The sequence below is a fragment of the Micromonospora sp. DT178 genome (assembly GCF_049841695.1).
Classification (GTDB): domain Bacteria; phylum Actinomycetota; class Actinomycetes; order Mycobacteriales; family Micromonosporaceae; genus Micromonospora.
The window spans coordinates 726820-752859 of the sequence record NZ_JBNCKV010000001.1; the positions used below are offsets into that span (position 1 = coordinate 726820).

General features: G+C 70.5%; 24 protein-coding genes and 1 tRNA gene. 18 read left to right on the plus strand and 7 right to left on the minus strand.

Annotation, left to right across the window (positions count from 1 at the left end; translation table 11 throughout):
• The first annotated feature begins 321 nt into the window (after positions 1-321).
• The 9 genes from ACLQ22_RS03400 (at position 322) to ACLQ22_RS03440 (ending at position 12551) form a co-directional block, all read left to right on the plus strand.
• Complete coding sequence (locus ACLQ22_RS03400) at positions 322-1770, plus strand: O-antigen ligase family protein (protein WP_425691003.1); 1449 nt, start codon at positions 322-324, stop codon at positions 1768-1770.
• Positions 1757-3196 carry a lipopolysaccharide biosynthesis protein gene (locus ACLQ22_RS03405; protein ID WP_425691004.1) on the plus strand — a complete coding sequence of 480 codons (1440 nt, stop codon included), beginning with the start codon at positions 1757-1759 and terminating at the stop codon, positions 3194-3196. Before ACLQ22_RS03400 ends, ACLQ22_RS03405 begins: the two co-directional genes overlap by 14 nt.
• A complete protein-coding gene (locus ACLQ22_RS03410; protein WP_425691005.1) occupies positions 3193-4302 on the plus strand; it encodes a polysaccharide pyruvyl transferase family protein in 1110 nt (369 codons plus the stop codon). Before ACLQ22_RS03405 ends, ACLQ22_RS03410 begins: the two co-directional genes overlap by 4 nt.
• Positions 4302-5453, plus strand: coding sequence for a glycosyltransferase (locus tag ACLQ22_RS03415; RefSeq protein WP_425691006.1), 1152 nt, complete (start codon positions 4302-4304; stop codon positions 5451-5453). Before ACLQ22_RS03410 ends, ACLQ22_RS03415 begins: the two co-directional genes overlap by 1 nt.
• On the plus strand, positions 5450-6280 hold the full coding sequence (locus tag ACLQ22_RS03420; protein ID WP_425691007.1) for a glycosyltransferase family 2 protein: 831 nt from the start codon (positions 5450-5452) through the stop codon (positions 6278-6280). The genes ACLQ22_RS03415 and ACLQ22_RS03420 overlap by 4 nt, the downstream gene beginning before the upstream one ends.
• Positions 6277-7449 carry a glycosyltransferase family 4 protein gene (locus tag ACLQ22_RS03425; protein WP_425691008.1) on the plus strand — a complete coding sequence of 391 codons (1173 nt, stop codon included), beginning with the start codon at positions 6277-6279 and terminating at the stop codon, positions 7447-7449. Before ACLQ22_RS03420 ends, ACLQ22_RS03425 begins: the two co-directional genes overlap by 4 nt.
• A gap of 360 nt (positions 7450-7809) precedes the next feature.
• Positions 7810-9861 carry a S8 family serine peptidase gene (locus ACLQ22_RS03430; RefSeq protein WP_425691009.1) on the plus strand — a complete coding sequence of 684 codons (2052 nt, stop codon included), beginning with the start codon at positions 7810-7812 and terminating at the stop codon, positions 9859-9861.
• A gap of 163 nt (positions 9862-10024) precedes the next feature.
• Entirely contained in the window at positions 10025-11290 is a 1266-nt protein-coding gene (locus tag ACLQ22_RS03435) for a DUF1800 domain-containing protein (RefSeq protein ID WP_425691010.1), read from the plus strand.
• 1 nt (position 11291) lies between these two features.
• Positions 11292-12551: a DUF1501 domain-containing protein gene (locus ACLQ22_RS03440; RefSeq protein WP_425691011.1), complete on the plus strand. Its 1260-nt coding sequence runs from the start codon at positions 11292-11294 to the stop codon at positions 12549-12551.
• A 126-nt stretch (positions 12552-12677) separates the two neighbouring features.
• Here ACLQ22_RS03440 and ACLQ22_RS03445 read toward each other — a convergent pair whose 3' ends face one another.
• Positions 12678-13301, minus strand: coding sequence for a dTDP-4-dehydrorhamnose 3,5-epimerase family protein (locus ACLQ22_RS03445; protein ID WP_425691012.1), 624 nt, complete (start codon positions 13299-13301; stop codon positions 12678-12680).
• Positions 13298-14185 (minus strand): glucose-1-phosphate thymidylyltransferase RfbA, encoded by an 888-nt coding sequence (rfbA, locus tag ACLQ22_RS03450; protein WP_425691013.1) that lies wholly within the window; start codon positions 14183-14185, stop codon positions 13298-13300. Before rfbA ends, ACLQ22_RS03445 begins: the two co-directional genes overlap by 4 nt.
• A gap of 86 nt (positions 14186-14271) precedes the next feature.
• Between rfbA and rfbB the strand changes: the two genes are divergently transcribed.
• Together rfbB and rfbD are read left to right on the plus strand one after the other, a co-directional pair.
• Positions 14272-15285, plus strand: coding sequence for a dTDP-glucose 4,6-dehydratase (gene rfbB, locus ACLQ22_RS03455; RefSeq protein WP_425691014.1), 1014 nt, complete (start codon positions 14272-14274; stop codon positions 15283-15285).
• The gene (rfbD, locus tag ACLQ22_RS03460) at positions 15282-16145 is read left to right on the plus strand and encodes a dTDP-4-dehydrorhamnose reductase (RefSeq protein WP_425691015.1); all 864 of its coding nucleotides are present in this window, start codon (positions 15282-15284) and stop codon (positions 16143-16145) included. Before rfbB ends, rfbD begins: the two co-directional genes overlap by 4 nt.
• A 33-nt stretch (positions 16146-16178) precedes the next feature.
• Here rfbD and ACLQ22_RS03465 read toward each other — a convergent pair whose 3' ends face one another.
• Complete coding sequence (locus ACLQ22_RS03465) at positions 16179-17729, minus strand: sugar transferase (protein ID WP_425691016.1); 1551 nt, start codon at positions 17727-17729, stop codon at positions 16179-16181.
• A 111-nt stretch (positions 17730-17840) separates the two neighbouring features.
• Entirely contained in the window at positions 17841-18890 is a 1050-nt protein-coding gene (locus tag ACLQ22_RS03470; protein ID WP_425691017.1) for an LCP family protein, read from the minus strand.
• 166 nt (positions 18891-19056) lie between these two features.
• Between ACLQ22_RS03470 and ACLQ22_RS03475 the strand changes: the two genes are divergently transcribed.
• The 3 genes from ACLQ22_RS03475 (at position 19057) to ACLQ22_RS03485 (ending at position 21694) form a co-directional block, all read left to right on the plus strand.
• The gene (locus ACLQ22_RS03475) at positions 19057-19890 is read left to right on the plus strand and encodes a class I SAM-dependent methyltransferase (protein WP_425691018.1); all 834 of its coding nucleotides are present in this window, start codon (positions 19057-19059) and stop codon (positions 19888-19890) included.
• 91 nt (positions 19891-19981) lie between these two features.
• Positions 19982-20806: an MOSC domain-containing protein gene (locus ACLQ22_RS03480; RefSeq protein ID WP_425691019.1), complete on the plus strand. Its 825-nt coding sequence runs from the start codon at positions 19982-19984 to the stop codon at positions 20804-20806.
• A gap of 399 nt (positions 20807-21205) precedes the next feature.
• Positions 21206-21694, plus strand: coding sequence for a hypothetical protein (locus tag ACLQ22_RS03485; protein WP_425691020.1), 489 nt, complete (start codon positions 21206-21208; stop codon positions 21692-21694).
• Positions 21695-21885: 191 nt separating this feature from the next.
• On the opposite strand, the gene ACLQ22_RS03490 is transcribed toward ACLQ22_RS03485, so the two are convergent.
• The 3 genes from ACLQ22_RS03490 to bcp form a co-directional block, all read right to left on the minus strand.
• A complete protein-coding gene (locus ACLQ22_RS03490; RefSeq protein WP_425691021.1) occupies positions 21886-22425 on the minus strand; it encodes a GNAT family N-acetyltransferase in 540 nt (179 codons plus the stop codon).
• 67 nt (positions 22426-22492) lie between these two features.
• A tRNA-Leu gene (locus ACLQ22_RS03495) sits at positions 22493-22575 on the minus strand.
• 133 nt (positions 22576-22708) lie between these two features.
• The gene (gene bcp, locus ACLQ22_RS03500) at positions 22709-23185 is read right to left on the minus strand and encodes a thioredoxin-dependent thiol peroxidase (RefSeq protein ID WP_366640426.1); all 477 of its coding nucleotides are present in this window, start codon (positions 23183-23185) and stop codon (positions 22709-22711) included.
• A 197-nt stretch (positions 23186-23382) separates the two neighbouring features.
• Here bcp and ACLQ22_RS03505 point away from each other — a divergent pair, with 197 nt between their 5' ends.
• Genes ACLQ22_RS03505 through ACLQ22_RS03520 form a run of 4 tightly spaced genes read left to right on the plus strand, consistent with a single transcriptional unit; the run spans position 23383 to position 26017 of the window.
• Positions 23383-24099, plus strand: a complete 717-nt coding sequence (locus tag ACLQ22_RS03505; RefSeq protein ID WP_425691022.1) for an energy-coupling factor ABC transporter permease — start codon at positions 23383-23385, stop codon at positions 24097-24099.
• Positions 24096-24488: a PDGLE domain-containing protein gene (locus ACLQ22_RS03510; protein WP_425691023.1), complete on the plus strand. Its 393-nt coding sequence runs from the start codon at positions 24096-24098 to the stop codon at positions 24486-24488. Before ACLQ22_RS03505 ends, ACLQ22_RS03510 begins: the two co-directional genes overlap by 4 nt.
• A gap of 6 nt (positions 24489-24494) precedes the next feature.
• Positions 24495-25265, plus strand: a complete 771-nt coding sequence (gene cbiQ / locus ACLQ22_RS03515; RefSeq protein WP_425691024.1) for a cobalt ECF transporter T component CbiQ — start codon at positions 24495-24497, stop codon at positions 25263-25265.
• Positions 25262-26017: an energy-coupling factor ABC transporter ATP-binding protein gene (locus ACLQ22_RS03520; RefSeq protein ID WP_425691025.1), complete on the plus strand. Its 756-nt coding sequence runs from the start codon at positions 25262-25264 to the stop codon at positions 26015-26017. The genes cbiQ and ACLQ22_RS03520 overlap by 4 nt, the downstream gene beginning before the upstream one ends.
• Positions 26018-26040 lie beyond the last annotated feature (23 nt).

Here is a 26040-nt window from a genome sequence, read left to right on the forward strand (position 1 = left end):
GTCGAAGCCACAAGAAGCGGGATTCGGCCGTTCCAGTCAGGTATGCGCGGAACCCCCCGCGCGATCACCGGACATACGGTCAGTGTCATGTCCGGTACAGCCGGCATGCAGGTCGGAAGGTCCGGCGCGGGGGCCCGGGACCTATGGTTCGCCGCCGACACCCACCTCTATGATGAGCGCGCGAAGTCCCGCTTCGGCCCCGGAGCGATCCGTCATCGGCTCTGGATCCCGCCCTGGAGGCGTGAGCGAAACCCCCGCACGGCGGCACGACCGGCGCAGCCGTAGCAGCGACCGGCCGACCAAGGCTGATACGGAGATGTCATGTTCACCGGTACGGCCAGTGGTCATCCCCAGGGTGATCCACGCCATGCCCCGGCGACATGGCGCAGCGGCGGTCAGCAGCCAGTTCGGACACACGTCGACCCGGCTGCCGGCCCGGGCGGCGAGAACCGCGGAGCCCGTGGGCCGGGCCGCCATCGGGGCCCGAGCCTGGTTGTCCAGCTGACCCGGGCCGGCCGGTCGATCGCCGCAGGGCTGCGGTCCGATCCGGATCAGCGCATCGTCGCCGCACTGGCGCTCCTGGTGGCGACACTCGGACTGGTGCCGATCGCCCTTGCTCCCGCCGATGTCGTCATCTACGCCGGTGTGTCGACCGGGGCGCCGACGCTCTACTCGTACACCATCGCGATCGCTGTGGCGTTCGTGCTGGTCACGATGCACACGCGTCGTCGACTCGTCCGCGCCCTCCTCCTGTGGGCGCCGTTTCTCGGGTGGCTGGCCCTGTTCGCCGCGTTCCACTGGGACGCGTCCCCGCGTACCGTGAGTGGCCTGCTGCACTTCGGTCTGGCGGCGATCGTGTTCGCCATCGGTGCCACGGCCGAGCGCGCGGACCGCCGGCACTCGATCCTGCTCTGGGCCTTCGCGGCCGTGGCGTGGCTGCAACTCTTCGCGATCACCGCGGCGGTGCTCGGTTTTCCGCTGCGACGCGTCTCCGGCCAACAGGCGCTCGACGTGCTCGGGCGTGCCACGGGCCTGACGAGCCATCCGGGCGAGCTGGCGAAGGTGTTGTTCTTCTGCGGCCTGTGCGCGCTGACCCTGCCGCAGCGGACGGTGCGCGAACGATGGGTGGCCTGGGCCACACTCGGTGTCGTCCTCATCGGCGTGTCCCTCACCCAGAGTCGCACGGTTCTCGCAGCCGTGGTCTCCATGATCCTCATCTTCATGTTGCTCGAGCTGATGACCGGGCGGTGGCAGAAGAAGTACTTCGTGGTCGTCGGCCTCACCGGGGTGCTCGGCCTGGCGTCGCTACCGTGGCTGATCGAGCGATTCCTGGCGGACCCCGGTGGAGGCTCCCGACAACACCTCCTCGTGGTCGCGGGGGAAGCGATCCGAGCGCATCCGTGGGCCGGGGTGGGACCCAACAGCTACGTCGCCGTCGTCGGCGCCTCGGATCCGCTGACGGCGAGTGGCGTGCCCGTGCACAACGTATTGCTGCTGAGCGCCGCCGAGGTGGGCATCGTCGGCGCGCTGCTCCTCTGGCTGCCGTTCGTGCTGACCGCGACGGCGGCCATTCGCTCCGTCTTTCGTACGCGGACCTCGGAACTGGCACCCAGGGTCCTGGTCAGCGCTCTGCCGGCTCTCGTCCTCATCGGTATGACGGGCTGGGGACTGATGCAGGGACCCTATTTTCTGATGTTGGCGCTCGTAGCGGGCTATTTCCATGCCCGGACGCGGTTCTCGGCGGTTGCGACCGGCAATGGTCGCGACTGAGGCCAGGGCGCCGGCGGGGCGGCGCACGTCGCTGACGGTCGTGTCGGGCCTGCTGGGGCTCTCCACCCTGGCCACGCGGTTCACCACCCTGGTGGTCATGGCGTTGCTGACCAGGGGCGCCGGCGTTGAGGCCGTCGGCTTCTACGGGATGGCCACGCTCTCCGCGTCCTTCACCGCCGCCGCGCTCTCCCTCGGTCTGCCGACCTACCTGACCAGGGAGGCCGCCGCGGGGACGGTCTCGCCGCCCGTGGTCGCCCGGATCCATGGCGGCCGTTTCGTCGTGCTGATGTCGGCCGCCGCCGTCGCGTACGTGGTGATCGGCGTCCTTCTTCCCCCGGAAGCGCAGCTCGCCTTCTTCCTGGTCTTCGTCGCCAGCCTCTTCGAACAGTGGAACGAGACGGCGTGGGTCCTCATCCGAGGCACACGTTCGGCCTGGGCCGAACCGCTCACGAACACCTCCACCGGCCTCCTGCTCATCGGCGCGTGCGCGGTCGACGTGTGGCTGACGGACGGGCTCGCCCTCGGTGACGCCGCTGTCTACTTCCTGGTGACGTCGGTCCTCCGGTCGACGGCCGCGGTACTCGTCGTGCGGATCCTGCCGTCGCTGCGCGCCTCCCGGGGCGTCCGCTCGGCCCACCACATCAGGCTGGCGCTGCCGTACTTCGCCTCCGACCTGCTCGGTCTCTTCTACTTCCGAGGCGACGTCTTCATCCTCGCGTTCTTCGTCACCGCCGTGGAAGTCGGAGAGTACGTCTCGGCCGCGGCCATCATCGGGCCGGCGGTCCAGGTCGCGGCGTCCATGGGCCTCGGCGCCCTCGCCTATGCCGCGCCGAAGGGGACTTCCGGGACCGCCCAGGCGAACGACCCGCTCACGATCTTCCAGTTCTTCGGGCTCGCGGGCCAGGGCGCCGCCGGCGTCATGTTCATCGGCCTTCCGATCGCTACCGTGGTGCTCTTCGGTGACCAGGCGGGGAACATCCCGGAGCTCGCGATGGTGCTCACCCTGTTCCTCGCGCTGCGATTCGCCAACTTCGGTCTGTCCGCCATCCTGCTCGCCCGGGGCCGTGCCGCCAGCCGGTTGATGGTGCTCGTGCTGAGCATCTGCGGCAGCGTCGGATTCAACCTCGCGCTCGACGGCAGATACGGCGCCTACGGAGCCGCCTGCGCGATGGTGCTGAACGAGCTTGTCGTGGCCGGGTCGCTGCTGTGGTTCCTGCGGATCAAGGAACTGGTGTGGCCGGTCCTCATCTCGTTCGGAGCTGTCGCGGCGGCGGCATGGGCGCTCGCCGGACTGCTGACCGTGATGGGATCCGCCTCGGCGTCCGCCACTCTCGGGGGCGTCATCCTTGCTCTGGCTACCGTCAGATTTGTGAGACAACGGAGGGCCGCAGGCAGACTGCGGGCTGCAACGACGGAGGACATGTGAGGGTCGGAATAGTCGGGTGGTTCGGATCGGACAATCTCGGAGACGAGATCCTCCTCCACTCGCTCATCACCTGCGTCCGCGAGGTCAAGGAGAACGCGTCCTTCGTGGTCTTCTCCCCGAACCCGGACCGGGTCGCCGAACTCCATGGCGTGCAGACGGAGCACATGCCCGTACTGCGGGCTCGTGGTGCCTCCGAGCGTCAGGTCGCGGTGCAGCGCGCGATCAAGTCGTGTCAACTGCTCCTGCTCGGCCCCGGCACGGTCTTCCAGGAGCGTTCTCCCAACCTGTCCTGGCCCGGCACCCTGCCGATGTTCGCCCGGATCATCGCGATGGCCAAGTTGGCGGGAACGCCCGTCGCCACCGTCGGCGTCGGCGTGCGCGAGGGAGGAACGCCGTTCGGCCGTCAGCTGCTGCGTCTCATCGGCGCCTCCTGTGTCGCGGTGGGTGTGCGCGACGAGCGGACCGCGTCGCACTTCGGCTCGGGCGCAGAGGTCATCGGCGACATGGCGTACACCCTGCCGCTGCCCGATCTGGAGCGGGTCGACTCCGGCCGCCGCTTCGCGCTGTCGATGCGGCCGCTCGCGCCCGACCTCGAGGGCTCGCTGCTGGCGGCGACCTCCGGATGCGCCGCTCGGCTCCGCCAGGAGGGATGGTCGGGCACCTTCCTTCCGATGGCCTTCGGCCGGGGAGCGCACGGCGAGGACGACCGCGTCATCTACGAGCGCGCCTTCCGCGACCTTCTGGACCTGGACCCCACCCCGCTGGACGGCAGCCGGCCTCTCGTCGGAGCGCTCCGCGACTGGTTGCAGTCGCTCGCCACGAACCAGCTCGTCCTCGGCACCCGCCTGCACGCCGCACTCCTCGCCGTGGCGATCGGCGTTCCGACGGTGGCCATCGCGTACGAGCGGAAGGTCCATGACGCCTTCGTCGACCTGGGGCTCCGCGAGTACCTGGTGCCACCGGACGTCGACGCAGACACGCTCTACCGCACGGCGACCGCGGCTGCCGCGTCCGCCGAGCAGTTCCGGGAGGCCGCCCAGCGGGTCGCGGCCCAGGGACGGATCGCGCAAGGGTTCGTCACGACGCTCGTGAAGCGGCTGGGCTGATGCGCGTCCTTCTGCTCACCCCGTTCGCGCCCAACGCGCACCACTACCACGCTGCGGCCGACACGATCGTGCAGCTCACCCCGCGGTTGGCTGAGCAGGTCGACCTCTTCGTCTACTCGCCGGAGCACACGGCGCCGGCGGAGCCGGACGATCTGAAGTACACGTTGTTGCCCGCCACGGTCACCGCTCGTCCGAGCCACCGGGACCGTCTCCGCCTGGAACCGGCATGGCTCCGCCAGGCGTGGCCGCGAGAAGCGACCCGGGAGGCGGCCGAGCTCATCCGCCGGATCCGGCCTGACGTCGTGCACTCGGAGTATCTGCAGTCCGCCGAGGTCGTCGGGATCAGCCCCGCCTCGGTGCTGGGTCTGCACGACATCACCGAGAAGGTGATGCTGGAGTCCTACCGGGCGTCGTCCGGCCTGGAACGGCCGTACCGTCTCATCGAGCTGCTTCGGACGCGACGGTTCGAACGCGCCGCGATCCGCCAGGCGGCCGCCGTCATCACCCTCTCCGACGCCGACTTCGCGGTCGCCGCCGCACGCAACCCGAACACCGTGCTCGCCCGGCCGGGAATCCACGTCGGTGACCGGTCCTGGTCGCCGCCGCCGGCGACGGAGCGACCGCGACTGGTGTTCGCCGGGGCGATGTGGCGACGCGCGAACGCGCTCGTCGCCCAGTTCCTCGCGCGTGAGGTGATGCCGCTGGTGTGGCAGAGCCTGCCGCAGGCGGAACTCAGAATCGTCGGGGCGGAGCCCTCCGCCGACGTGGTCGGCCTCGGTGAGAGCGACGGCAGGGTGGTGGTGACGGGTGCGGTACCCGACCTCCGGTCGGAGATGCTCGACGCCCACGCCGTCGTCGTGCCGTCGATCGTGGGCGGCGGAGTGCTGATGAAGGTGGCACACGCCATGGCCCTCGGCTGCCCCGTCATCACGTCGGATGGACCGGCCGCGTCCGTACGCGGTGACGCCTCGATGTTGTACACCGCGTCGACGGCCGACGAGATCGCGGCGGCAGTCCGGGCCGCAGTCGAGTCACCCGACGACGCCGCGCAGCGCGGTCGGCGCGCCCGCGCACACATCGAGCGGACGTTCCGTTGGGACGACACGGTCCGCTCGTACCTCGACGCCTACGGGATTGCGAGTCGACAGTGAAAATCGCAGCCATCATCGTCTCCTACAACTCGGCCCGGGAGCTTCCCCTGAGTCTGGGCTGCCTGGGCACCCTGCCGGTGGACGATGTCGTGGTCGTGGACAACTCCTCCACGGACGACAGCGTCGAGGTCGCTAAGTCCTTCGGGTATCCCGTCATCTCGCTGCCGAACGTGGGCTTCGGCAAGGCGATCAACGCCGCGGCGGAGACCCTCCCCGGCGCCGACGCCTACTTCCTCCTCAACCCCGACTGCCACATCAATCCCGAGTCGTTCGCGCACCTCGTGGAGGCCCTGCGGGCCGACCCGAAGCGGGGCGTGGTCGCGCCGCTGATGCGATACCCGGACGGGCGCTTCGGAATCTCGGCGGGGCCCGAGCCGAGCATCGCGAAGGAATGGCTGGCGGCGCTGAAGGTCGACCATCTCGTGCCGAGGCGACTGAAGCAGCACCTGGCTCGGGCGACGCCCTTGCGCAAGAAGTTCAAGATGCTCGAGTATCTCGATGTCGAACCGACCGGCCAGGTGCGCGAAACCGCCTGGGTGTCCGGGTTCTGCATGCTCGTACGAGGCGAGGCGTTCCGGTCCATCGGTGGGTTCGACCCCCGCTTCTTCCTCTACTTCGAGGACGTCGACCTGTGCACGCAGTTGCGCGCCGGTGGCTGGGGTGTCGCGTCGGTCGGGACGAGTGTCGCCGAACACAAGGAGAGCACCAGCACCGGTGCGGTCGGCAAGAACCCCCTGTACCGGTCCGGCATGTATGTCTATTTCGCGAAGCATGGCACGCGGGGTCAGCGACTCCTCGCGTCAGCCCTGAGGAGGCTGCCGATTTGAAGATTCTGTTTGTGGCGCCGTGGATCCCGGCATCGGTCCGTCCGCGCAGCCTCGTGATCCTGGAGATGCTCGCCGCCGAGCACGATGTCCGCTTCCTGGGGCTGGTGCACGACGAGGAGGAGGCGCGGCTGGCGGAGCTCCTGCCGGTCAAGGAGCGCACCCTCGTCCCCAACCCACGCGTCGGTTCCATGCTGCGCTCCGCGCGGGCACTCGGCACCGGGGTCTCGTTGCAGACGGGGTACGCGAGCCCGAAGGCGCTCACCGACGCGCTGCGGCGGGAGTTGGACGACTTCCAGCCGGACGTCGTGCACCTCAATGTCTTCCGTACCGTCCACCTGGTCGAGGCCTGTGGCTCAACGCCGGTCATCGTCGACCTGGACGAGTTCCGCAGCGAGTACTACGAGCAGCTCGCCTCGCACGGGCCCAGCCCCGCCTGGCGGGCGTTGGGCCGCGTGGAGGCACCCCGGATGCGGGCCCGAGAGGACAAGTTGGTCGGCATGGGGGTTCCCCTGATGCTCTCCGCTCCGTCCCTGCCCGGCCAGGAGCGGCCCAACACCTTCCTCGTCAGAAGCCCCTGCGACTTCTCCGTCCAGCGGCAGGCGGGCCCGATCGCACCGACGGTCCTGTTCGTCGGTCGGCTCAGCTACGAGGCGAACGTCAACGGCCTGATGTGGTTCGTGCGTGAGTGCTGGCAGGGCATTCGGGACGCCGTCCCGGACGCCCGGCTCCGGATCGTCGGCACGGACCCGCCCAAGGCGGTGCAGGAACTGGTCGGAAACGGCATCGAACTCCACGCCAACGCGCCCGCGGTCGAGCCCCACTACGCGGATGCTGCCGTCGCCATCGCGCCGATCTTCCGGGGTACCGGCGTCCAGCTGAAGCTCATCCAGGCGATGTCGGTTGGAGTTCCGAGCGTGACGACCAGCATGGTGGCCGACCGCGCGGGTGTGGTGGACGGTGTCCACGTCCGCGTCGCCGACGACGGGGCTGGCTGGATCGCGGCGGTCAGCGGGCTGCTGTCCGCGCCCGAGACCGCCGCCCGACTGGCCGCCAACGGACGGGAGTGGGTGGCGGCGCACCACAGCTCGGCGGCGGTTCGCCTGCAGTTGCAGGCGGCGTACGCCTCGCTTTCCACCGGTGCGCAGATGGACGGCACGCCCGGCCGGTGAGCCGAGCCAGCAGACGCTGGATGACGACGCTGCGCGCCGGCGGGCCCGGGCCCGCCGGCGCGCAGCATCCGGCCGCGACCGTGGCACCGATCGGCGACCTGCCACGGTGAGTTGTCGGTACGGTTGCGCGAGCAATAGGCAGCCTCTCCCATTCTGAGTGGAGCGCAGTGGTAATCACCCGTCTTCTTCGGTCCGCCACTTGGTAATAGGGGCGGGGGCGTAACCCTTGGCATTCGCCACCAGATAGTCCGAACGGCTGAGCCGCCGATGACGTTGATCGACGAAGATGGGCTGCGTCTGTGCCGAAGGGCAACACCGTCCATTGTCAATGGTGGACGTTCATCCCACGGGGAGTCTGGCGTGTATCAAGTTCGTCGAGCTTGTCGGTCGGTCGTGGCGGGGCTCGCGCTCGCCGCTGTCGCGACCGCGGCAACCGTGTCCGGCGGGGGTGCCGCGTCCGCGGCTCCGCCGGACGACAAGAAGGTTGCGGGGATCCTGGGTGCCGCCGACATGGGGGCCATCAAGGACAGTTACATCGTGGTGTTCAAGGACGGCAAGGCCACGCCGGCCCAGGTCGGTGCGAACGCCACCGCGTTGACCAAGCGGTACGGCGGCACGGTGTCGCGCACGTACACGCGCACGATCCGGGGTTTCGCGGGGCGGATGAACGAGGCGCAGGCCAAGCGGCTGGCCGCCAGCCCCGAGGTGGCGTACGTGCAGCAGAACCGCAAGGTGTCCAAGAGCGACACCCAGTTGGATACGCCGTCGTGGGGGCTGGACCGGCTGGACCAGATTTTCGCGCCGATGAACAAGCGGTACACGTACCCGAACACGGCGAGCAACGTGCACGCCTACGTCATCGACAGCGGCATCCGGATCACGCACCAGGAGTTCGGCGGGCGGGCCAGCAACGGCTACGACTTCGTCGACAACGACCCGGTCGCGAACGACTGTGACGGGCACGGCACGCACGTGGCGGGCACCATCGGCGGCACCAACTACGGTGTGGCCAAGGAAGTGAAGCTGGTCGGCGTGCGGGTGCTCGACTGCGAGGGCGGCGGCACGGAGGCCGGTGTCATCGCCGGTGTCGAGTGGGTCACGGCGAACGCGGTGAAGCCGGCGGTGGCGAACATGAGCCTCGGCGGCGGGGGCAGCGCCGCGATCGACGCCGCGGTGGAGGCGTCCATCGCCTCCGGGATCACCTACGCCGTCGCCGCCGGCAACAGCCAGGACGACGCCTGCTCGTACTCGCCCGCCCGCGCGGCCTCGGCGATCACGGTGGGCGCCACGGACGAGGTCGACTTCCGCGCCTCGTTCTCCAACTACGGGCCGTGTGTGGACATCCACGCGCCGGGGCACCACATCCCGTCGTCGGTGGCCACCAACGACACCGCGATCGACCGGTACAGCGGCACCTCGATGGCCAGCCCGCACGTCGCCGGCGCCGCCGCGCTGCTGCTGTCGGCGAACCCGTCCTGGGCGCCCACCCAGGTGCGCAACGTGATCGTCTATGGCGGCACCCGGCGGGTCGTGCGGAACACCGCCGCCTACAACACCAGCGACGTGATGCTGCGCATCGGCACCACCGCCGTGCCGCAGGTCACCGGCCTGCGGTCCCTGACCAACGGCAAGAACGTCTCGGTCGGTGCCGGCGGCACCCAGCCGCTGACCCCCAGCCAGCCCATGAACCAGATGGGCGACTCGGAGAAGTTCACCGTGATCGACGCCGGCAGCGGCTACATCGCGCTCGCGTCCTGGGCCAACGGGAAGCACGTCACCGCCACCGCCGGCGGTACCGCCGCACTGTACGCCAACAGCAGCACCATCACCGACGCCCAGCGGTTCCAGGTCGTCATGAACGGCGACGGCACCACCAGCTTGATTGCCAAGATCAACGGGAAGTACGTCACCGCCCCGTCCAGCGGCACCCTGCCCCTCGTCAACAACGCCACCACCATCGGTGTGGCCGAGAAGTTCATCTGGGCCTCACCCGCTGCGGTCGTCGTGCTGCGAGCAACCGTCAACGGCAAGTTCGTGACGGCGGCGGACGCCGGCAGGAGCGCTCTGATCGCCAACTCCACCACCGCGACCAGCGACTGGCAGAAGTTCGACATGCTCGACATGGGCGCCGACGCGATCGCGCTGCGGTCCCACGTCAACAAGCGCTTCGTCAGCGCGCCGTCGGGCGGCGCCCAGCCGCTGATCGCCAATGCCACCGCCATCGGCACGGCGCAGTCCTTCTGGCTCTTCCACTGGGGTGACGGCAACCTGCTGTTCCAGTCCCAGACCAACTACAACCTGGTGCAGGCGCCGAACAACGGCGGCTCGCCGCTGATCGCCAGCTTCGATCCGTTCGTGGCCGATCCGGGCCCGTCGACGATGTTCACCTACGAGGTCCTGAAGGTCGGCTGAACACCAGCGACTGAGGGCCCCGTCCTGACGTGACGGATCCAGTGGGCCGCCGAGACACGTGCGATGCGCGTCTCGGCGGCCCATCCGCGTCACCGCGACACTGACCGGTTGGTACCGGGCCCCGGGGTCCGCCCGCGTCATGGGCTTCGCATACATTTGCTGCATGGCCGACGCCTCGTTGCTACTTCGCCGCGCCGGCTTCGGTCCCACCTCCGCCGAGCTGGCTGCTGCGAAGAAGGCAGGGTACGAGGCGACGGTCGCCGCCCTGACAGCGCCGGCGGCGCCGGACGTGGGGGCCCTGAAGGCTCCCGTGCCGGGACTCGGCCCGGATCCCTTCGCCGGGTTGTCGAACCCCACTCCCAGTCAGCGGAGCAAGGGGGATGAGGAGCGCCGGGAGCAGACGAAGCGGATCACCCAGTGGTGGCTGGATCGTCTCACCGTCGCAGACCACCAGACCCGCGAGAAGCTGTGGTTCTTCTGGCACGGGCACTGGGCCACCTCGGTCCGGAAGGTGATCCGCCCGCAACTGATGCTCGTGCAACACAAGACGCTGCGCAGCTCGCTCGACTTCGCGACGATGGCACATCGGATGATCACCGACCCGGCGCTCATCTACTGGCTCGACGGGCAACTCAACACGCGGACCGCGCCCAACGAGAATCTCGGCCGCGAGTTGATGGAACTCTTCATGCTCGGCATCGGCAGGTACACCGAACGGGACGTGAAGGAGGCGGGCCGTGCGCTGACCGGCTGGAAGATCGACTACGACCGCGGGCGCGCGTACTTCAGTCCTGCCTCACACGACAGCGGCAGGAAGAGGATCCTCGGAGTCACGAAGGACTTCGACGCCCACTCGCTGGTGGATCTGCTGCTCAAGCACGAGGCCTGCCCGGGGTTCATCGCCGAGCGGTTGTGGTTCCGGTACGCCTCGTCAGCCGACCTGATCCCGATGTCCACCCGCGACAGCATGGTTCGCGCGTTCCCGGACTCCATGGCGATGCTGCGGAAGCTCTTCGAGGACGACGCGTTCCAGGCCAGCGCCGGCAAGCTGGTCAAGCAGCCCACGGAGTGGTTCGTCGGCGCGATGCGGCAGTTGGGTCTGCGGCCGGGAAGGCTGTCCGACGAGATGCTGACGTACGCCCTCAACGCCCTGGAGCGAATGGGGCAGTTGCCGTTCGCGCCCCCGAGTGTCGAGGGATGGGCCGCAGGAGCGGAGTGGCTGACGGTCGGGGCGGCGCAGGTCCGCCTGAACCTTGCCGGTCGGATCGCCCAACTGGTCCCGGCCCAGCGGCTGACTCCGGAAGACGTGGCACACGTCCTGGCTGTCGAGACGTGGACCAACAGGACGTACTCGGCCCTGAAGGGCACTACCGATCCGCAGCGCCTGCTGACCCTCGGGTTGGTCAGCCCGGAATATCTGGTGACGTGACATGGACGCATTGACCCGGCGCAGGTTTCTCCTGGCTTCCGGCGTCGTCGGCGGCAGCGCCATCGCCGCCGGGGTAGGGGGTCTGGGCCTGGCGGAACTCCTGCGGACCGCGAGCGACGCGTCTGCCGGGGAAGACCACCGGAAGACACGCAAGCTGGTCATCGTCACGCTCTACGGCGGCAACGACGGGCTCAACACGGTCGTCCCCTACGCGGATCCGGCGTACCACGCGGCCCGACCTGAGCTGGCCTACGAGCCTGATCGGGTGCTTCGGATCGACGACTCGCTCGGGTTGAATCCGGTGATGAAGGGCCTGAGCCGACTGTGGAGTGGGCAGCGCCTGGCTGTCGTTCTCGGGGCCGGATATCCCAAACCGGACCGCAGCCATTTCCGGTCCATGGACATCTGGCAGACCGCCTCACCGAGCGATCCGACCACCTCCGGCTGGGTCGGCCGATGGCTGGACGGCATCAAGGCCGCGCCAGAGGCCGCGGTGAGCTTCGAGCCCATGCTCCCGCCCCTGCTCGTGGGAGAGACCCGTACCGGGGCCTGTGTGAGTATCGGTGGGCTCAAGTTGCCGGCCGGAGTCACCACCGAGATGATCGCGGTGCTCGGGCGGCGGGAGCCGAACGAATCCGAGATGCAGGCACGGGCTGCGGACGCCTATGCGAATCTCATCAAGATCGACCAGCTCATCCGGGACGCCGAAGCGGTGGACGCCGGGGCGGACCTCCCCGCCGAACCGGCCATCGCGGCGACGGGCACGGGCGGGGCGAACCTTCTTTCCGAACAGCTTTCCCGGGTGGCTCACTGCGTCGAAGCGGGGGTCCCCACCCGCGTGTATTCGGTGAGCCTCGGTGGGTTCGACACGCACGCGGCGGAGAGGCCCGGCCACGAGCTGCTGTTGCGCCAGCTCGACCAGGCGTTGGCCGACTTCGCGGGCAGGCTGGCGCAGACCGAGGCCGGTCAACGGGTGACCGTGGTCGTGTACAGCGAGTTTGGTCGGCGGGTTCGTGCGAACGCCTCCGACGGCACCGACCACGGAACCGCCGGGCCCGTCTTCGTTCTGGGTCCTCAGGTCGCGGGCGGGCTCTACGGGGAGCAGCCGAGCCTGACCGACCTGGACGACGGCGACCTCAAGGCGACGACGGACTTCCGGGATGTCTTCGGTACGCTGCTGGCCTCGGTCTTGGACGCGGACCCGGCACGCTATCTCGGCGGGTACGAGCCGAAGATGCTGCCGTTCCTCCCGCGCGACTGAAACCTGGCCCTGGTGAGCGCCCCAGCCGGGCGCGCGGCGACGATCACCGGTCCCGCAGCGGGCGCGACACCGCACACCGGCCCGCCCACCCGCCAGGGACGCTGGTCACCGTCAGGGCGGAAGCGGCTATCTTCCGCCGCAGGCGGGGTCAGCTCCCACATCCTGGCTGGCGGTGAACGCGCGGCAGGTCTGGTAGTTCGGCAGCAGTCCCGATTCCCGCGCCTCGGCCAGGCTCGGCGCGGCTGCGTCCCGGGCCGACAGCTGCGGTGACTCCGCCGGCCAGTCGATCGCCAGTTCGGGGTCGAGGGGGTGCACGGTGTGCTCAGCGGCGGGGTTGTACGTGGTGGAGCAGAGGTAGCTCAGGGTCGCGTCGTCGGTGAGGGCGCAGAAGCCGTGGCCCAGCCCCTCGCTGACGTAGACGGCGCGCCGGTCGACGTCGTCGAGGCGGATCGCCTCCCACTGCGCGAAGGTCGGCGAGCCCACGCGGATGTCCACGACCACGTCGAGGACGGCACCGCGTACGCAGGTCACGTACTTGGCCTGGCCGGGTGGCACGTCGGCGAAGTGGATGCCGCGGACCACGCTGCGCGCGGAGACCGAGAGGTTGCCCTGGGCGAGTCGGAGTGGATGCCCGACCGCGGCGGCGAGCTGGTCGAAGCGGTACCACTCCATGAACAGCCCGCGCGGGTCGCCGTGTTGCTTCGGGTTGATCTCCCAAGCCCCGTCGATGCTCAGCGGTCGGATCTTCATCGGTGGGTGTCCCCGGGATGGTGTTCGGCGAGCAGGCCGAGCAGGTAGTCGCCGTATCCGCTCTTGCTCAGGGACTGGGCGAGCGTGCGGAGGTGGTGGTCGTCGATCAGGCCGGCCCGCCAGGCGACCTCCTCGACGCATCCGATCTTCAGGCCCTGGCGTTCTTCGATGACCCGTACGAACTCGGCGGCCTGCATCATCGAGGTGAAGGTGCCGGTGTCGAGCCAGGCGGTGCCCCGGTCCAGCACCGTCACCGACAGCTCGCCCCATTCGCGGTAGGTCTCGTTGACCGCCGTGATCTCCAGTTCGCCACGGGCGCTGGGGGTCAGCTTGCCAGCGATGTCCACCACCCGGTTGTCGTAGAAGTAGAGGCCGGGCACGGCGTAGCGGGACCTGGGGCGGGCGGGTTTCTCCTCGATCGACAGCACGCGCCCGGCCGGGTCGAAGTCGACCACCCCGTACTCTCCAGGGTTGGCCACCGGGTAGGCGAAGATCCGCCCACCGACCAGGTCGCCGTGGCCGGGGAGCTGCCGGCCCAGGCCGACGCCGTGGAAGATGTTGTCGCCGAGGATGAGGGCCACCGACTCGTCACCGATGAAGTCCGCGCCCAGAAGGAACGCCTGCGCGATGCCCTCCGGGCGGGCCTGCGTGCGGTACTCCAACCGCAGGCCCCACTGGCTGCCGTCACCGAGCAGCCGCTGGAACTGCGCCTGGTCCTCCGGCGTCGTGATGATCAGGATCTCCCGCACCTCTGCCATGATCAGGGTGGAGAGCGGGTAGTACACCATCGGCTTGTCGAACACCGGCATCAGCTGCTTCGACACGGCACGGGTGATCGGCCACAACCGGGACCCGGTGCCACCGGCGAGAAGGATTCCGCGCACCGGGGGAGACTACCCGCACCGGCGGGCACCTGAGAATGGGCTCGCTGCGCCGGTTGTCCTGGGCTTTCGCGTACAATCTCCGACCCGTGAGGGTCCTCGTCACCGGCGGTGCCGGCTTCATCGGGTCGGAGTACGTTCGGACGCTGCTGGGCGTGCCCGGTGGTGACACCGCGGGGGTGCCGGCCGTCGAACCCTCGGCGGTGACCGTGCTCGACGCGTTGACGTACTCGGGCAACCTCGCCAACCTCGCACCGGTGGCCGATGATCCCCGGCTGCGGTTCGTGCACGGGGACATCCGCGACGCCGCCGCGGTCGACGAGGTCGTTCCCGGCCACGACGTGATCGTGCACTTCGCCGCGGAATCCCACGTCGACCGGTCGATCGACGGCGCCGCCCCCTTCGTCACCACGAACGTGCTCGGCACCCAGAACCTGCTCGACGCCGCGCTGCGGCACGGCACCTCCCGGTTCGTGCACGTCTCCACCGACGAGGTGTACGGGTCCATCGCAGAGGGCTCCTGGACCGAGGACTGGCCGCTGGCGCCGAACTCGCCGTACTCGGCCTCCAAGGCCGGCTCCGATCTGCTGGCGCTGGCCTACCACCGCACCCACGGCATGGACGTCGTGGTCACCCGCTGCTCCAACAACTACGGGCCGTACCAGTACCCCGAGAAGGTCGTCCCGCTGTTCGTCACCAACCTGCTCGACGGCGGCACCGTGCCGCTCTACGGCGACGGCGGCAACATCCGGGACTGGCTGCACGTGCACGACCACTGCCGGGGCATCGCACTGGTCCAGGAGAAGGGCCGCGCCGGCGAGGTCTACCACATCGGCGGCGGTACCGAACTCACCAACGTCGAACTCACCCGCCGGCTGATCGAGGCCTGCGGCGCCAGCTGGGACCAGGTCGTGCCCGTCGTCGACCGCAAAGGCCACGACCGCCGCTACTCCCTGGACATCAGCAAGATCAGCACCGAGCTCGGGTACGCCCCGAGCATCGACCTGGAGCGCGGCCTGGCGCAGACCGTGCAGTGGTACCGGGACAACCGGGCCTGGTGGGAGCCGCTGAAGGCGGGCACCAAGCCGCCGGTCGCCCCGTGAGCCGGCTGCTGGTCACCGGCGCTGGCGGCATGCTGGGCAGGGACCTGGTCGCCGTCCTGCGCTCCCGAGGCGACCTCTCCGTCAGGGCCACCACGCGCGCCGAGCTCGACATCACCGACCCGCAGGCGGTGCGAGCCGCCGTCGCCGGGCACGACATGGTGATCAACACCGCCGGGTGGACCGACGTGGACGGGGCCGAGGCGCAGGAGGAGGCCGCCACCGCCGTCAACGGCCACGCCGTCGCCCACCTCGCCGAAGCCTGCGCCGCCACCGGCGCGCGGATGATCCACCTGTCCACCGACTACGTATTCTCCGGCGACGCCACCGAACCGTATGCGGAGGATGCCACCACGTTCCCGGTCAACGCGTACGGGCGCAGCAAGCTCGCCGGGGAACTCGCCGTCACCCGGCTTCTCCCCGACAGCGGATACATCGTGCGCACCGCCTGGCTCTACGGCGAACACGGGCCGAACTTTGTCGCGACCATGCTGCGGCTGGCCGATCAGCGGGAGCACCTCGACGTGGTCGACGACCAGCGGGGGCAGCCGACCTGGTCGTATGCGCTGGCCGAGCAGCTCGTCGCGTTGGCCGACGCGGCGCTCACCGGCCGCGCAGCCCCCGGCGTCTACCACGGCACCGCATCGGGCCAGACCACCTGGTACGGCCTCGCCCGCGCCGTGTTCACCCTCCGCGGCCTCGACGCCGACCGCATCCGACCGACCACCAGCGACCGCTACCGGCGCCCGGCTCCCCGTCCCGCGTACAGCGTCCTGGCCCACGACCGCTGGGCGGCGGCAGGCCTGCGGCCCCTGGCGGACTGGCGCTCGGCCCTCACCCAGGCACTGGACACCGTCCACTAGCGGGCGGTCGAGTCTGGCGTCGGCCGTGCCTGGTCAACGACCCCCACCGCGGAAGACCTCGGACACCGTCCGGATGAGCACCTTGGCGTCGAGCCACAGCGACCAGTTCTCGATGTAGTAGTTGTCGAACCGCGCCCGGTCGGAGATCGGAGTGTCGCCGCGCAGGCCACTGACCTGCGCCAGCCCGGTGAGCCCCACCGCGACCCGGTGGCGCATGGCGTAGTTGGGGTACTCGGCGGAGAACTTCTCGACGAAGTACGGCCGCTCGGGCCGCGGCCCGACGACGCTCATGTCGCCCCGCAGGATGTTCCAGAGCTGCGGCAGCTCGTCCAGGGACGTGCGGCGCATGAAGCGGCCGATCGGTCCGACCCGCTGGTCGTGCGCGATCGACCAGTTCGTCTGCGACTCGTGCTCGTCTACGGGACGCATCGAGCGGAACTTGATGATGTGGAACGGCTTGCCGTGGCGGCCGATCCGTTCCTGGTAGAAGAAGATGCCCGGGCCGCCGTCGAGGAGCGTCGCGATCGCACAGAGCAGGAGGACGGGGCTCAGCAGCAGCAACGCCGTGGCGGCGAAGAGGATGTCCGACGCGCGCTTGAGCGCCCACCGGGGCCCGGACAGCGTGATGTCGCCGACCTTGACGATCGGGATCGCGCCGATGTGGTCGCCGTGCGAGCGGGAGCCCCAGAGCCGTGGCACGGCCCACAGGTCGCAGCTCGCGCTGCGTGGCTGCCGGAGGACCTCCATCAGGGTCAGCTCCGGGCAGCTCGGGTCCGCGATGATGAGCACGTCGCACTCGACCATCCGGACGAGCGGTTCCAGTTGGTCCAGGGTGCCGATCAGGGGGAGCGCCGCCGGCACGTGCGGGGGCGTGGAGTCGACGCAGCCGACGAAGCGCAGCCCGTACTGGGGGTAGCGGCGCAACAGCCGGGCCAGTTCCACGGCGATCGGCCCGCTGCCGATGATGATGGCGTTGTGCTCCACCCACCGACGCTTGCGGGCGATGGTGGCGAACTCCCGCGAGAAGACACGACCGACGAGGACCAGCCCGGCCGCGATGAGCACCCCGCGGGCGAACCCGCCCACGTACTGCTCGGAGTCGTGACGCAGCGCCGCGAGGATGGTGACCACGGCCGCGGACGCGAGCAGCCGCCCGCAGAGGCTCGGCAGCTCGTCGAGGATGCTCACGTGGCGACGGGCCCGGTAGAGCCCGCCCGCCGCGAAGATGGCCACCGTCAGGCCGGCCATGGCCAGCGTCCCGCGCCAGTACTGAAGGCTGATCAGCAGGGGCGCCAGCAGGGCGGCCACGTCGACGGGCGCCGTCATCATCCAGGCCCGCAGCCCCCGGGTGCGCGTGGACGCACGGGAACTCGCGTACGGCAGCACCGCCGTCACGTCGAGGCCGGGGCGGGGCGGGGTCTCGCTCGCCTGACCGCCTGCCGGCGGCGCGGAGTTGGGCAGCGGTCCGGTGGCACCGCCTCCGGCGTCGGCCCCGCCGCGCGCCTCCGCCCTCATGCCCTGCGCCGCCATGTCGTCGCGCTGTGGTGTGGTGGCGTGGTGGCCCATCGCCTGTTGCCTGGACATGGTCGGTCCTTCCCCCGTTGACTGCCCCGGCGGCGCGCGGCAGCTTCGAGGCGAACGAAGGATACGACCGGTCCGCGCGCGTCACCAGAGCCGGGACGGCAGTACGACCTCCTACTTTCCGGCGTTCAGGATCTCCGCCACGGCGTCGCGGCGGACCGCGTCGTAGAAGGACCGGGCCTTTTCGGTGTTCGCGAACACGACGCTCTCGCTACCCACCCGACCGGTGCCCTTCGTCGGGCTGGTGATGAAGCGCAGGTTGTTGCCGCGCAGGCCACGCAGGTCGGTCGCCATGCCCAACAGGGACATCTTCTCGTCCACCGACACCGCGTTCGACGTCGCTTTGACGAAGGAGTTCAGCTTCCCCGGGTTCGTGACGATGCCCCCGGAGACGGCGCGGTCCAGGATCGCCCTGATGACCTGCTGCTGGTGCCGGATGCGGGCGAAGTCCCCGTCCGGGAACTGCTTGCGCTGGCGTGAGTAGTCGAGCGCCGTCTCACCGTCCATCCGCTGCACCCCCTGCCGGAAGGTGCGGAACGGGGGGTGGATCGAGGTGAAGGTCTTCTCCGCGTCGATGTCGATGCCGCCCAGGGCGTCGATGATCTCCTTGAACCCGGCGAAGTCGACCATCATGACGTGGTCGATCCGCACGCTCGTGAACTTCTCGACGGTCTGCACCATCAGCGGCACGCCACCCCACGCGTACGCGGCGTTGATCTTCGCGTCCCGGCCGCCCTGGCTGCCGTCCTTCGACCGGGGCACGGAAACCCAGGTGTCCCGGGGAATCGAGACGAGCTGGGCGCTCGACCGGTCCTTCGGCAGGTGGGCGAGGATGATCGTGTCCGTGCGGGAGCCCGACGTGCTCTCCGGGTCGCGGGTGTCGCTGCCCAGGATCAGGATGTTCATCGCGCCCTTGGCCACCGCCTGCGGGCGGCCCTGCTCGGGCACGTCCGCGAAGGCGTCGACGCGTTCGATGTCCGACTCCACGGAACGCAGGTAGAGCCCGCCGGCGATCAGGCCGCCGCCGCCCAGCAGCGCCACCACCAGCAGGCTGATGAGGGCGATGCGTCGCCACCGACGACGGGGCTTCGCGTGCTTCCCCGGCTGGGGTCCCGTCTGGTCGGCGACCGGGTCCGGCTCGACGAACTGTTGTGGAACTGGCATGGCGGCGATGCTACTTATCCGCGAGGACGTGCGCGTACCCTCATCCGGCTGGTGACGGCCCCCGTCCGTGCCGAACTCGTCCCATCCCGTCGCACACCGGCCACCTGACCCGGGCCAACGGAGCTTTCCCCTACACCTGTTCGCTTCCGGCTGGTAGAACCCTTCCGTGGACGCAACGAAGCTTCGACGGGCCATCGCCCGCACCCCTCTCGCCCCCGTCGCGGCCTTCCCCAAGCGCCTGGCCCGCGTCGCCCGCCACGACGCCAAGGTGCTGCGCACGTCGGCCCGCTGGCTGGTCACCTCGCGGGAGCACCACAACTACACGTACGAGCTGACCAAGCTGAGCCGCCACCACCTCGCCTGGTTCGTCAGCGTGGTCTGTGACGTGCCCGTCAAGCAGGTCCGCGCGTACTTCGCCGAGATCGAGTCGGACGACGTGCTGCGCCGGCACATCGAGTCCGCCACCGCCGGAGCCGCCCGCCGGGGCCTGGCCGACCGGCAGGTCCGCTACGCCCGCCGCATCGGCTGGTACGCCATCGTGCGCGCCACGAAGCCGACGCACGTGGTCGAGACCGGCGTCGACAAGGGGCTCGGCAGTTGTGTGCTCGCCGCCGCGCTGCTGCGCAACGCCGCCGACGGCCATCCCGGCCGGGTCACCTCGTTGGACATCAATCCCGAGGCCGGCTACCTCGCCCGCACCGCGCCCTGGTCCGAGGTGGTCGACCTGGTCATCGGTGACTCCATCGCCTCCATCGCCGCGCTGGACCGGCCGGTCGACCTCTTCCTGCACGACAGCGACCACAGCCGGGCCCACGAGAAGCGCGAGTTCGAGGCCGTCGAGGGCAAGCTGGCCGCGGGCGCGATCCTGCTCACCGACAACGTCACCGCCACCAACGTCCTCGCCGAGCACGCCGAGCGCACCGGCCGGCGGTTCCTCGCCTACCGGGAGACGCCCGCCAACCACTGGTACCCGGGAGACGGCATCGGCGTCGCCTGGTGATTTGCCACTCAGGCTCGGCGCGGGCGTCCGGGTGAGCAGCCCAGCACTCTCCGGGGCACCGGTCGGCCGTGAGCCGTGGCAGGGTGGGCAAATGCGGTTGAGCGCCATCCACACGTACCCCGTCAAGGGCTGCCACCGGCTCGACCACGACGTCGCGGGAGTCGAGCCGTGGGGCCTGGCCGGCGACCGGCGCTGGATGATCGTCGACGCCGAGGGCGTCGGCGTCACCCAGCGGGAGACCGTGCGTCTGGTCGCCCTGCACGCCACGCCGCACGGCGGCGGGCTGCTGCTGCGCGCCGAGGGGCATCCCGAGCTGGACGTGCCCGAGCCGACGGACGGCGAGCCGGTCGCGGTGCGGACCTTCCGCAACCGCAAGCTGCCGGTGCCCGCGCTTCCCGCCGGACCGGCGGCCGACGCCTGGATCAGCGCGTTGCTGGGCCGCGCCGTCCGGCTGGTCTGGCTCGCCCGACCGACCCGGCACATCCCGCCGGGGGACCGGGAGCACGACACCGGCGACCAGGTCAGCTTCGCCGACGCCTACCCGCTGCTGCTGGCCACCGCCGCCTCGCTCGACGCGCTCAACGGGTGGCTCGCCGAGGCCGGCGAGGAGCCCGTGCCGATGGCGCGGTTCCGCCCCAACCTGGTGGTGGAGGGCGCGCCGGCCTGGGCCGAGGACGACTGGGCCGGCCGCCCGCTGCGCATCGGCGGCGTCCGCTTCCGCGCCGCCGGGCCGTGCGACCGCTGCGTGGTCACGACCACCGACCAGGAGACGGGCGTACGCGGGAAGGAACCACTGCGCACCCTGGGCCGCCACCGCAACGTCAACCGGAAGCTCCTCTTCGGACTGCACCTGGTTCCCGAGGAAACGGGCAGTATCGCGGTCGGCGATCCGCTCGTGCCCGATCGCCCCGCGTGAGCTGGGTGCACGGCGGGCTCCGCCGCATCACGTTGCCGGGTCCGCTGCCAGCGGGGGGCCGTGCCGAGGGCGGCCGCGCGTGATCGCTGTGGGCGAGCGTCGATCTCCGTAGGCGACCTGGACGCCGTCCTTCCTCGCCGGTGCACATGGCGATTCCGGGGGCGATCGACGGGGCAGCGGCGTTGCCTGGCGTGCTCTAAGGTCGGAATCCTGCGACGATCGCAGCTTGTTCCGAGGCTTCACGGGGGCCTCTGATAACTCATGTGCATCGATAGGATGGTCGTAGCTTCTCCCCGGAGCGTCCGTCGCCCGATTTGGACTGCGGGCGGCGCGACGACGGCGGCCAACGCCAAGCCACCGATTCCTGTTGGGCCATGTTCGAGGTAAGCGAGGTCATGAGTGAAGAACTTTCGGGCGTTGCTCGTCACCGGATTGGTCGCCGGCGTCGCCATCGCAGGCGGCATGACGCTGGTCTCCGGCGCCGCCAGCGCTGCCTTGGAGGACACGCCGCCCTCGATCGAGGAGGACTTCAGCTACCCGGGGGCCGCCCAGATCGAAGCCAGCGACGGCATCAAGTTGATCAAGGGTGACGGGAAGGTCGTCTTTGCCGAATGCGTGGCCGGCGCCACCAACCAGATCATCGTCCGGAGCTACGCGAGGCTCAGCGGATACTGCTTCACGGTCAAGGGCGCACCCGGCTACCTGACCCTGGAGATCTCGGATGTCTACCAGATCCGTGGTGACAGTCACACGGCATCCGCCAGGGTGAGCGTGGACGGCGAAACCCAGACGGTTGCCCTCCCCAAGAACGGTTGGGTCGGTGTCGGGGTGGGAGAAGACGACAGCCTGCCCCCTGCCGTCCTGCTCGAGCTGCGGGTCACGGGCTGATCCGGATAGCCAGTCGGTGTCCTGGGACCTCGGGTTGCTCTCGGGGTGGTACGGCTCGCTTTCCGCGTGGGGCTCCGCTGTCCGGAGCCCCACACGTCTTCAAGCGGCAAGCCCCGGGCGCGGCGGTCGCGCCTTCCGCGCCCGGGTCCACGTCGCCGCGCAGCTGCGGGGGATGAGGCCGGGCTCGCGGCTCAGCGCGCGGGTGCCGGCGGGGCGGTGAGGTCCAGCCACATGAGGATCTCGTCGCGGTCGTCGCCGGGGGCGACCCGCAGCGCGCCGGGCAGCCGACCGATCTCCCGGTAGCCGAGCCGCCGGTAGAACCGGTCCAGCCCCAGGCCGTCCCGGACGGTCACGTGCAGCGCCTCCCAACCCATTCCACGCCCGAGGCGCTCGGCCTCGCGCATCAGCGCGGCGCCGTACCCGTTGCCCTGGGTGTCCGGGTGGACCATCACCCGCTTCAGCACGCACCAGTGCGCCTTCAGGTCGAACCGGTTGTCGCAGAAGATCAACGCGGCGACGGGCCGTTCGCCCGCGTACCCCACAAGGAGGCGGTCCGGGCCTTCGGCGATGCCGGCGAAGGTGGGGTCCGCCGTGTGCCGGACGTCGGCGGCGGTGACCGGCGGCACGAAACCGACCGCCCCGCCAGCGTTGGTGACGTCGACCCAGAGGGCGACGATCCGGTCCCGCAACTCGGGGGTCAGCTCGGGATCGAGGACGAAGCGCAGGCTCACCCGGCAATCCTGACCGTGCCGGCCCCGCGCCGACCCGCGATCGTGACGTGCGCGACAGGACGCTCGGTGCGGGAGGGGGGATTCGAACCCCCACGTCCTTTCGGACAATAGGACCTAAACCTACCGCGGCTGCCGTTACGCCACTCCCGCCGACCCGCAAAGTCTAGAGTGTCACGCCGCATCCGTGGTGGGCCCGGCCACGGGGTCGACCCTCAGGTGCCCGGCCGGCAACGCGACCGGGCCCCGAGTCCGCGAACCGGGCGGACGGCGTACGCCGGTGATCTCAGTCCAGCCCGAGGTCGCGGCGCAGCTTGGCGACGTGACCGGTGGCCTTGACGTTGTAGAGCGCCCGCTCGATCCTGCCCTCGGGGTCGATCACGAAGGTCGAGCGGATCACGCCGGTCACCGTCCTGCCGTACGACTGCTTCTCGCCGTAGGCGCCGTACGCGGTCAGCACGGACTTGTCGGCGTCGGCGACCAGCGGGAAGGTGATGGCGTCGCGCTCGCGGAACTTCGCCAGCTTCTCCGGCTTGTCGGGCGAGATGCCGACGACCTCGTAGCCGGCGGCCTGGAGCGAGGCGAGCGAGTCGCGGAAGTCGCAGGCCTGCTTGGTGCAGCCGGGCGTCATGGCCGCCGGGTAGGCGTACAGCACGACCTTGCGGCCGCGCAGGTCGGTCAGCGAGAGCGTCTCGCCGGTGTCGGTGGGCAGGCTGAACTCCGGCGCGGGGTCACCGGGGGAGAGGCGGTCGGGCGCGGTCATGGCACGACCCTACCGCCGGCCCCGGCCACCCCCGGGCGGCACGCCGACCGACCGGAACGCCGCCCCGGCCGGCATGCCGGATCGGCGGCGGGCGCGCAATCGGGCGTACGCCAGTTGCCAAGTATTGGCAACAGCCAAGCTCGGGAAATAGGCTGACGTCGACGGCCCGGAGGGCCGGCCGACGCGTGGGAGGTCGCGTGGAAATCCTGGCGATGCACATCTCGAACGGGATCATCGACGGTCCCGTCGCGGCGGTGTTCGCGGCGGTGGCGCTGATCGCGATGACGTTCTGCGTCCTGCGCGGCAGGCGCGACCTGGACGACCGGCTGGCCCCGATGGCCGGGCTCGTCGCGGCCTTCATCTTCGCCGTGCAGATGCTCAACTTCCCGATCTTCACCGCCGGTGTCAGCGGTCACCTGCTGGGCGGCGCGCTCGCCGCGATGCTGGTCGGCCCGTGGGTCGGCGCGCTCTGCGTGGCCGTGGTGCTGGTCGTGCAGGCGCTGGTCTTCGGTGACGGCGGCGTGGCCATGCTCGGGCTCAACATCACCAACATGGCGCTGCTCGGCACCGCCGCGGCGTACCTGCTGATCGCGCTGCTGCTGCGGGTGCTGCCGCGCACCCCGGCCGGCCTGGGCGTGACCGCCTTCGTCTCCGCGCTGGTCAGCGTGGTCGTCGCGTCGATGGGCTTCGTGCTCCAGTACCGGCTCGGCGGCACCACCGACCTCGGCGGCAACCTGGGCGGCCTGGCCGGCACGATGGCCGGCGTGCACCTGCTGATCGGCATCGGCGAGGGCCTGATCACCGCGACCACGGTGGTCACCGTCGCGAAGGTCCGGCCCGATCTCGTCTACGCGCTGCGCGGGCTGCGTGCGGCGTCCACACCCGCCGTCCCGGCCGTCGGAGGTGTCCGGTGAGGAAGCGTTCCTGGGGATTCGTCGTCGGCGGGCTGCTGGTGGCCCTGCTCCTCGCCGGGGTGGTGAGCAACTTCGCCTCGTCCCACCCGGACGGGCTGGACTCGTCGCTGCGCGAGGGCTGCACCTTCGACGCCGACGACAACATCACCGGCGGCAGTTGCCCCGCCCAGCGGGAGCGGGAACACGAGGTCGGCGGGCCGCTGGCCGACTACGGGGTGGCGGGGGTCGACAACGAGTTCCTCTCGACCGGCCTGTCCGGCGTGGTCGGGGTGCTGCTCACCTTCGCCGTGGCCGGCGGGGCCTTCTGGCTGGTCCGCCGCCGCGGCCCCCGGGAGGAGGACGCGGCCGACCGGGAGCGCACCCCCGCCGGCGCGGCGGGCCGGGAGTAGCGACGAGTGGGCGCCGGGCACGCGCACGTGCTGTACCGGGACGTCGCGTCACCGGTGCACCGGCTCCCGCCCGAGGTCAAGATCGCGGCGATGGTGGTGTTCACCCTCGCCGTGGTCGGCACCCCGCGCGAGGCGTTCTGGGCCTTCGGCGCGTACGCCCTGCTGGTCGCGGTGGTGGCGGCGCTGGCCCGGGTGGGGCCCGGCTGGCTGCTCGGACGGTCGCTGATCGAGCTGCCGTTCGTGCTGTTCGCGGTCGCGCTGCCGTTCCTCGGCGCCGGTGAGCGCGTCGACGTGCTCGGCCTGAGCCTGTCGTCCGACGGGCTCCTCGGGGCGTGGAACATCGTCGCCAAGGGCACCCTGGGCGTGCTCGCCTCGCTGCTGCTCGCCGCGACGACCACGACCCGGGACCTGATCGTGGGCCTGGACCGGCTGCGCTGCCCGCAGATCCTCACGCAGATCGCCACGTTCATGCTGCGCTACCTGGACGTGCTGGTCGGCGAGGCCCGCCGGATGCGGGTGGCGCGGGTGTCCCGGGGCGACGACCCGCGCTTCCTGTGGCAGTTGCGCGGCTTCGCGGCCGGCGTCGGCGCGCTCTTCCTGCGCGCGTTCGAACGCGGCGAGCGGGTCTACCTGGCGATGCTGTCGCGCGGTTACACCGGGCGGATGCCGGCGGTGTGGCAGGGCGCGGGCGCGGCGACCGCGGGGCAGTGGCTGGTCGCGGCCACCGTGCCGGTCCTGGCGGCCGGCATCGCCGCCGCGGCCGTCGTGCTGACATGATCGGTGCCGTGCAGACCGCCCTCTCCCTGGACGTTCGTGGCGTCCGCTACGCGTACCCGGACGGGCACGTCGCCCTGCACGGGGTGGACCTGAGCGTGCCGCGCGGGGAACGGGTGGCGCTGCTCGGCCCCAACGGCGCCGGCAAGACCACGCTGGTGCTGCACCTCAACGGCATCCTCACCCCGACTCAGGGGAGCGTGAGCGTCGGCGGGCTGACGGTCAGCCAGGACCGGGCCACGCTCGCCGAGGTGCGCCGCCGGGTGGGCATCGTCTTCCAGGACCCCGACGACCAGCTCTTCCTGCCCACGGTCGCGGAGGACGTGGCGTTCGGGCCGGCCAACCTGGGCCTGCGCGGGGCGGAGCTGTCCACCCGGGTGGACGAGGCCCTCGCCGCCGTCGGGATGGGCGAGCACCGGGACCGCGCGCCGCACCACCTCTCCTTCGGGCAGCGGCGCCGGGTGGCGGTGGCGACCGTGCTCGCCATGCACCCGGAGATCCTCGTCCTCGACGAGCCGTCGTCCAACCTCGACCCGGCGGCCCGCCGCGAGCTGGCCGGGATCCTGCGCGCCCTGCCGGTCACGCTGCTGATGGTCACCCACGACCTGCCGTACGCCCTGGAACTCTGCGACCGCTCGGTCATCCTGGACGCCGGCCGCGTCGTCGCCGACGCCCCCACGACCGACCTCCTGGCGGACGCCGACCTCCTGGCCCGCCACCGCCTGGAACTCCCCCGGGGCTTCACCCCGTACTGACCTCTCCCCGCCCCCTCAAGACG

What these genes read in the sequence shown, in the direction of transcription:
- ACLQ22_RS03480 (WP_425691019.1), top strand. Translation starts at nt 19,982, where the DNA reads ATGCGGTTGAGCGCCATCCACACGTACCCCGTCAAGGGCTGCCACCGG.
- ACLQ22_RS03400 (WP_425691003.1), top strand. Translation starts at nt 322, where the DNA reads ATGTTCACCGGTACGGCCAGTGGTCATCCCCAGGGTGATCCACGCCAT.
- ACLQ22_RS03470 (WP_425691017.1), bottom strand. Translation starts at nt 18,890, where the DNA reads ATGCCAGTTCCACAACAGTTCGTCGAGCCGGACCCGGTCGCCGACCAG.
- ACLQ22_RS03415 (WP_425691006.1), top strand. Translation starts at nt 4,302, where the DNA reads ATGCGCGTCCTTCTGCTCACCCCGTTCGCGCCCAACGCGCACCACTAC.
- ACLQ22_RS03440 (WP_425691011.1), top strand. Translation starts at nt 11,292, where the DNA reads ATGGACGCATTGACCCGGCGCAGGTTTCTCCTGGCTTCCGGCGTCGTC.
- ACLQ22_RS03445 (WP_425691012.1), bottom strand. Translation starts at nt 13,301, where the DNA reads ATGAAGATCCGACCGCTGAGCATCGACGGGGCTTGGGAGATCAACCCG.
- ACLQ22_RS03465 (WP_425691016.1), bottom strand. Translation starts at nt 17,729, where the DNA reads ATGTCCAGGCAACAGGCGATGGGCCACCACGCCACCACACCACAGCGC.
- ACLQ22_RS03435 (WP_425691010.1), top strand. Translation starts at nt 10,025, where the DNA reads ATGGCCGACGCCTCGTTGCTACTTCGCCGCGCCGGCTTCGGTCCCACC.
- ACLQ22_RS03520 (WP_425691025.1), top strand. Translation starts at nt 25,262, where the DNA reads ATGATCGGTGCCGTGCAGACCGCCCTCTCCCTGGACGTTCGTGGCGTC.
- ACLQ22_RS03405 (WP_425691004.1), top strand. Translation starts at nt 1,757, where the DNA reads ATGGTCGCGACTGAGGCCAGGGCGCCGGCGGGGCGGCGCACGTCGCTG.
- bcp (WP_366640426.1), bottom strand. Translation starts at nt 23,185, where the DNA reads ATGACCGCGCCCGACCGCCTCTCCCCCGGTGACCCCGCGCCGGAGTTC.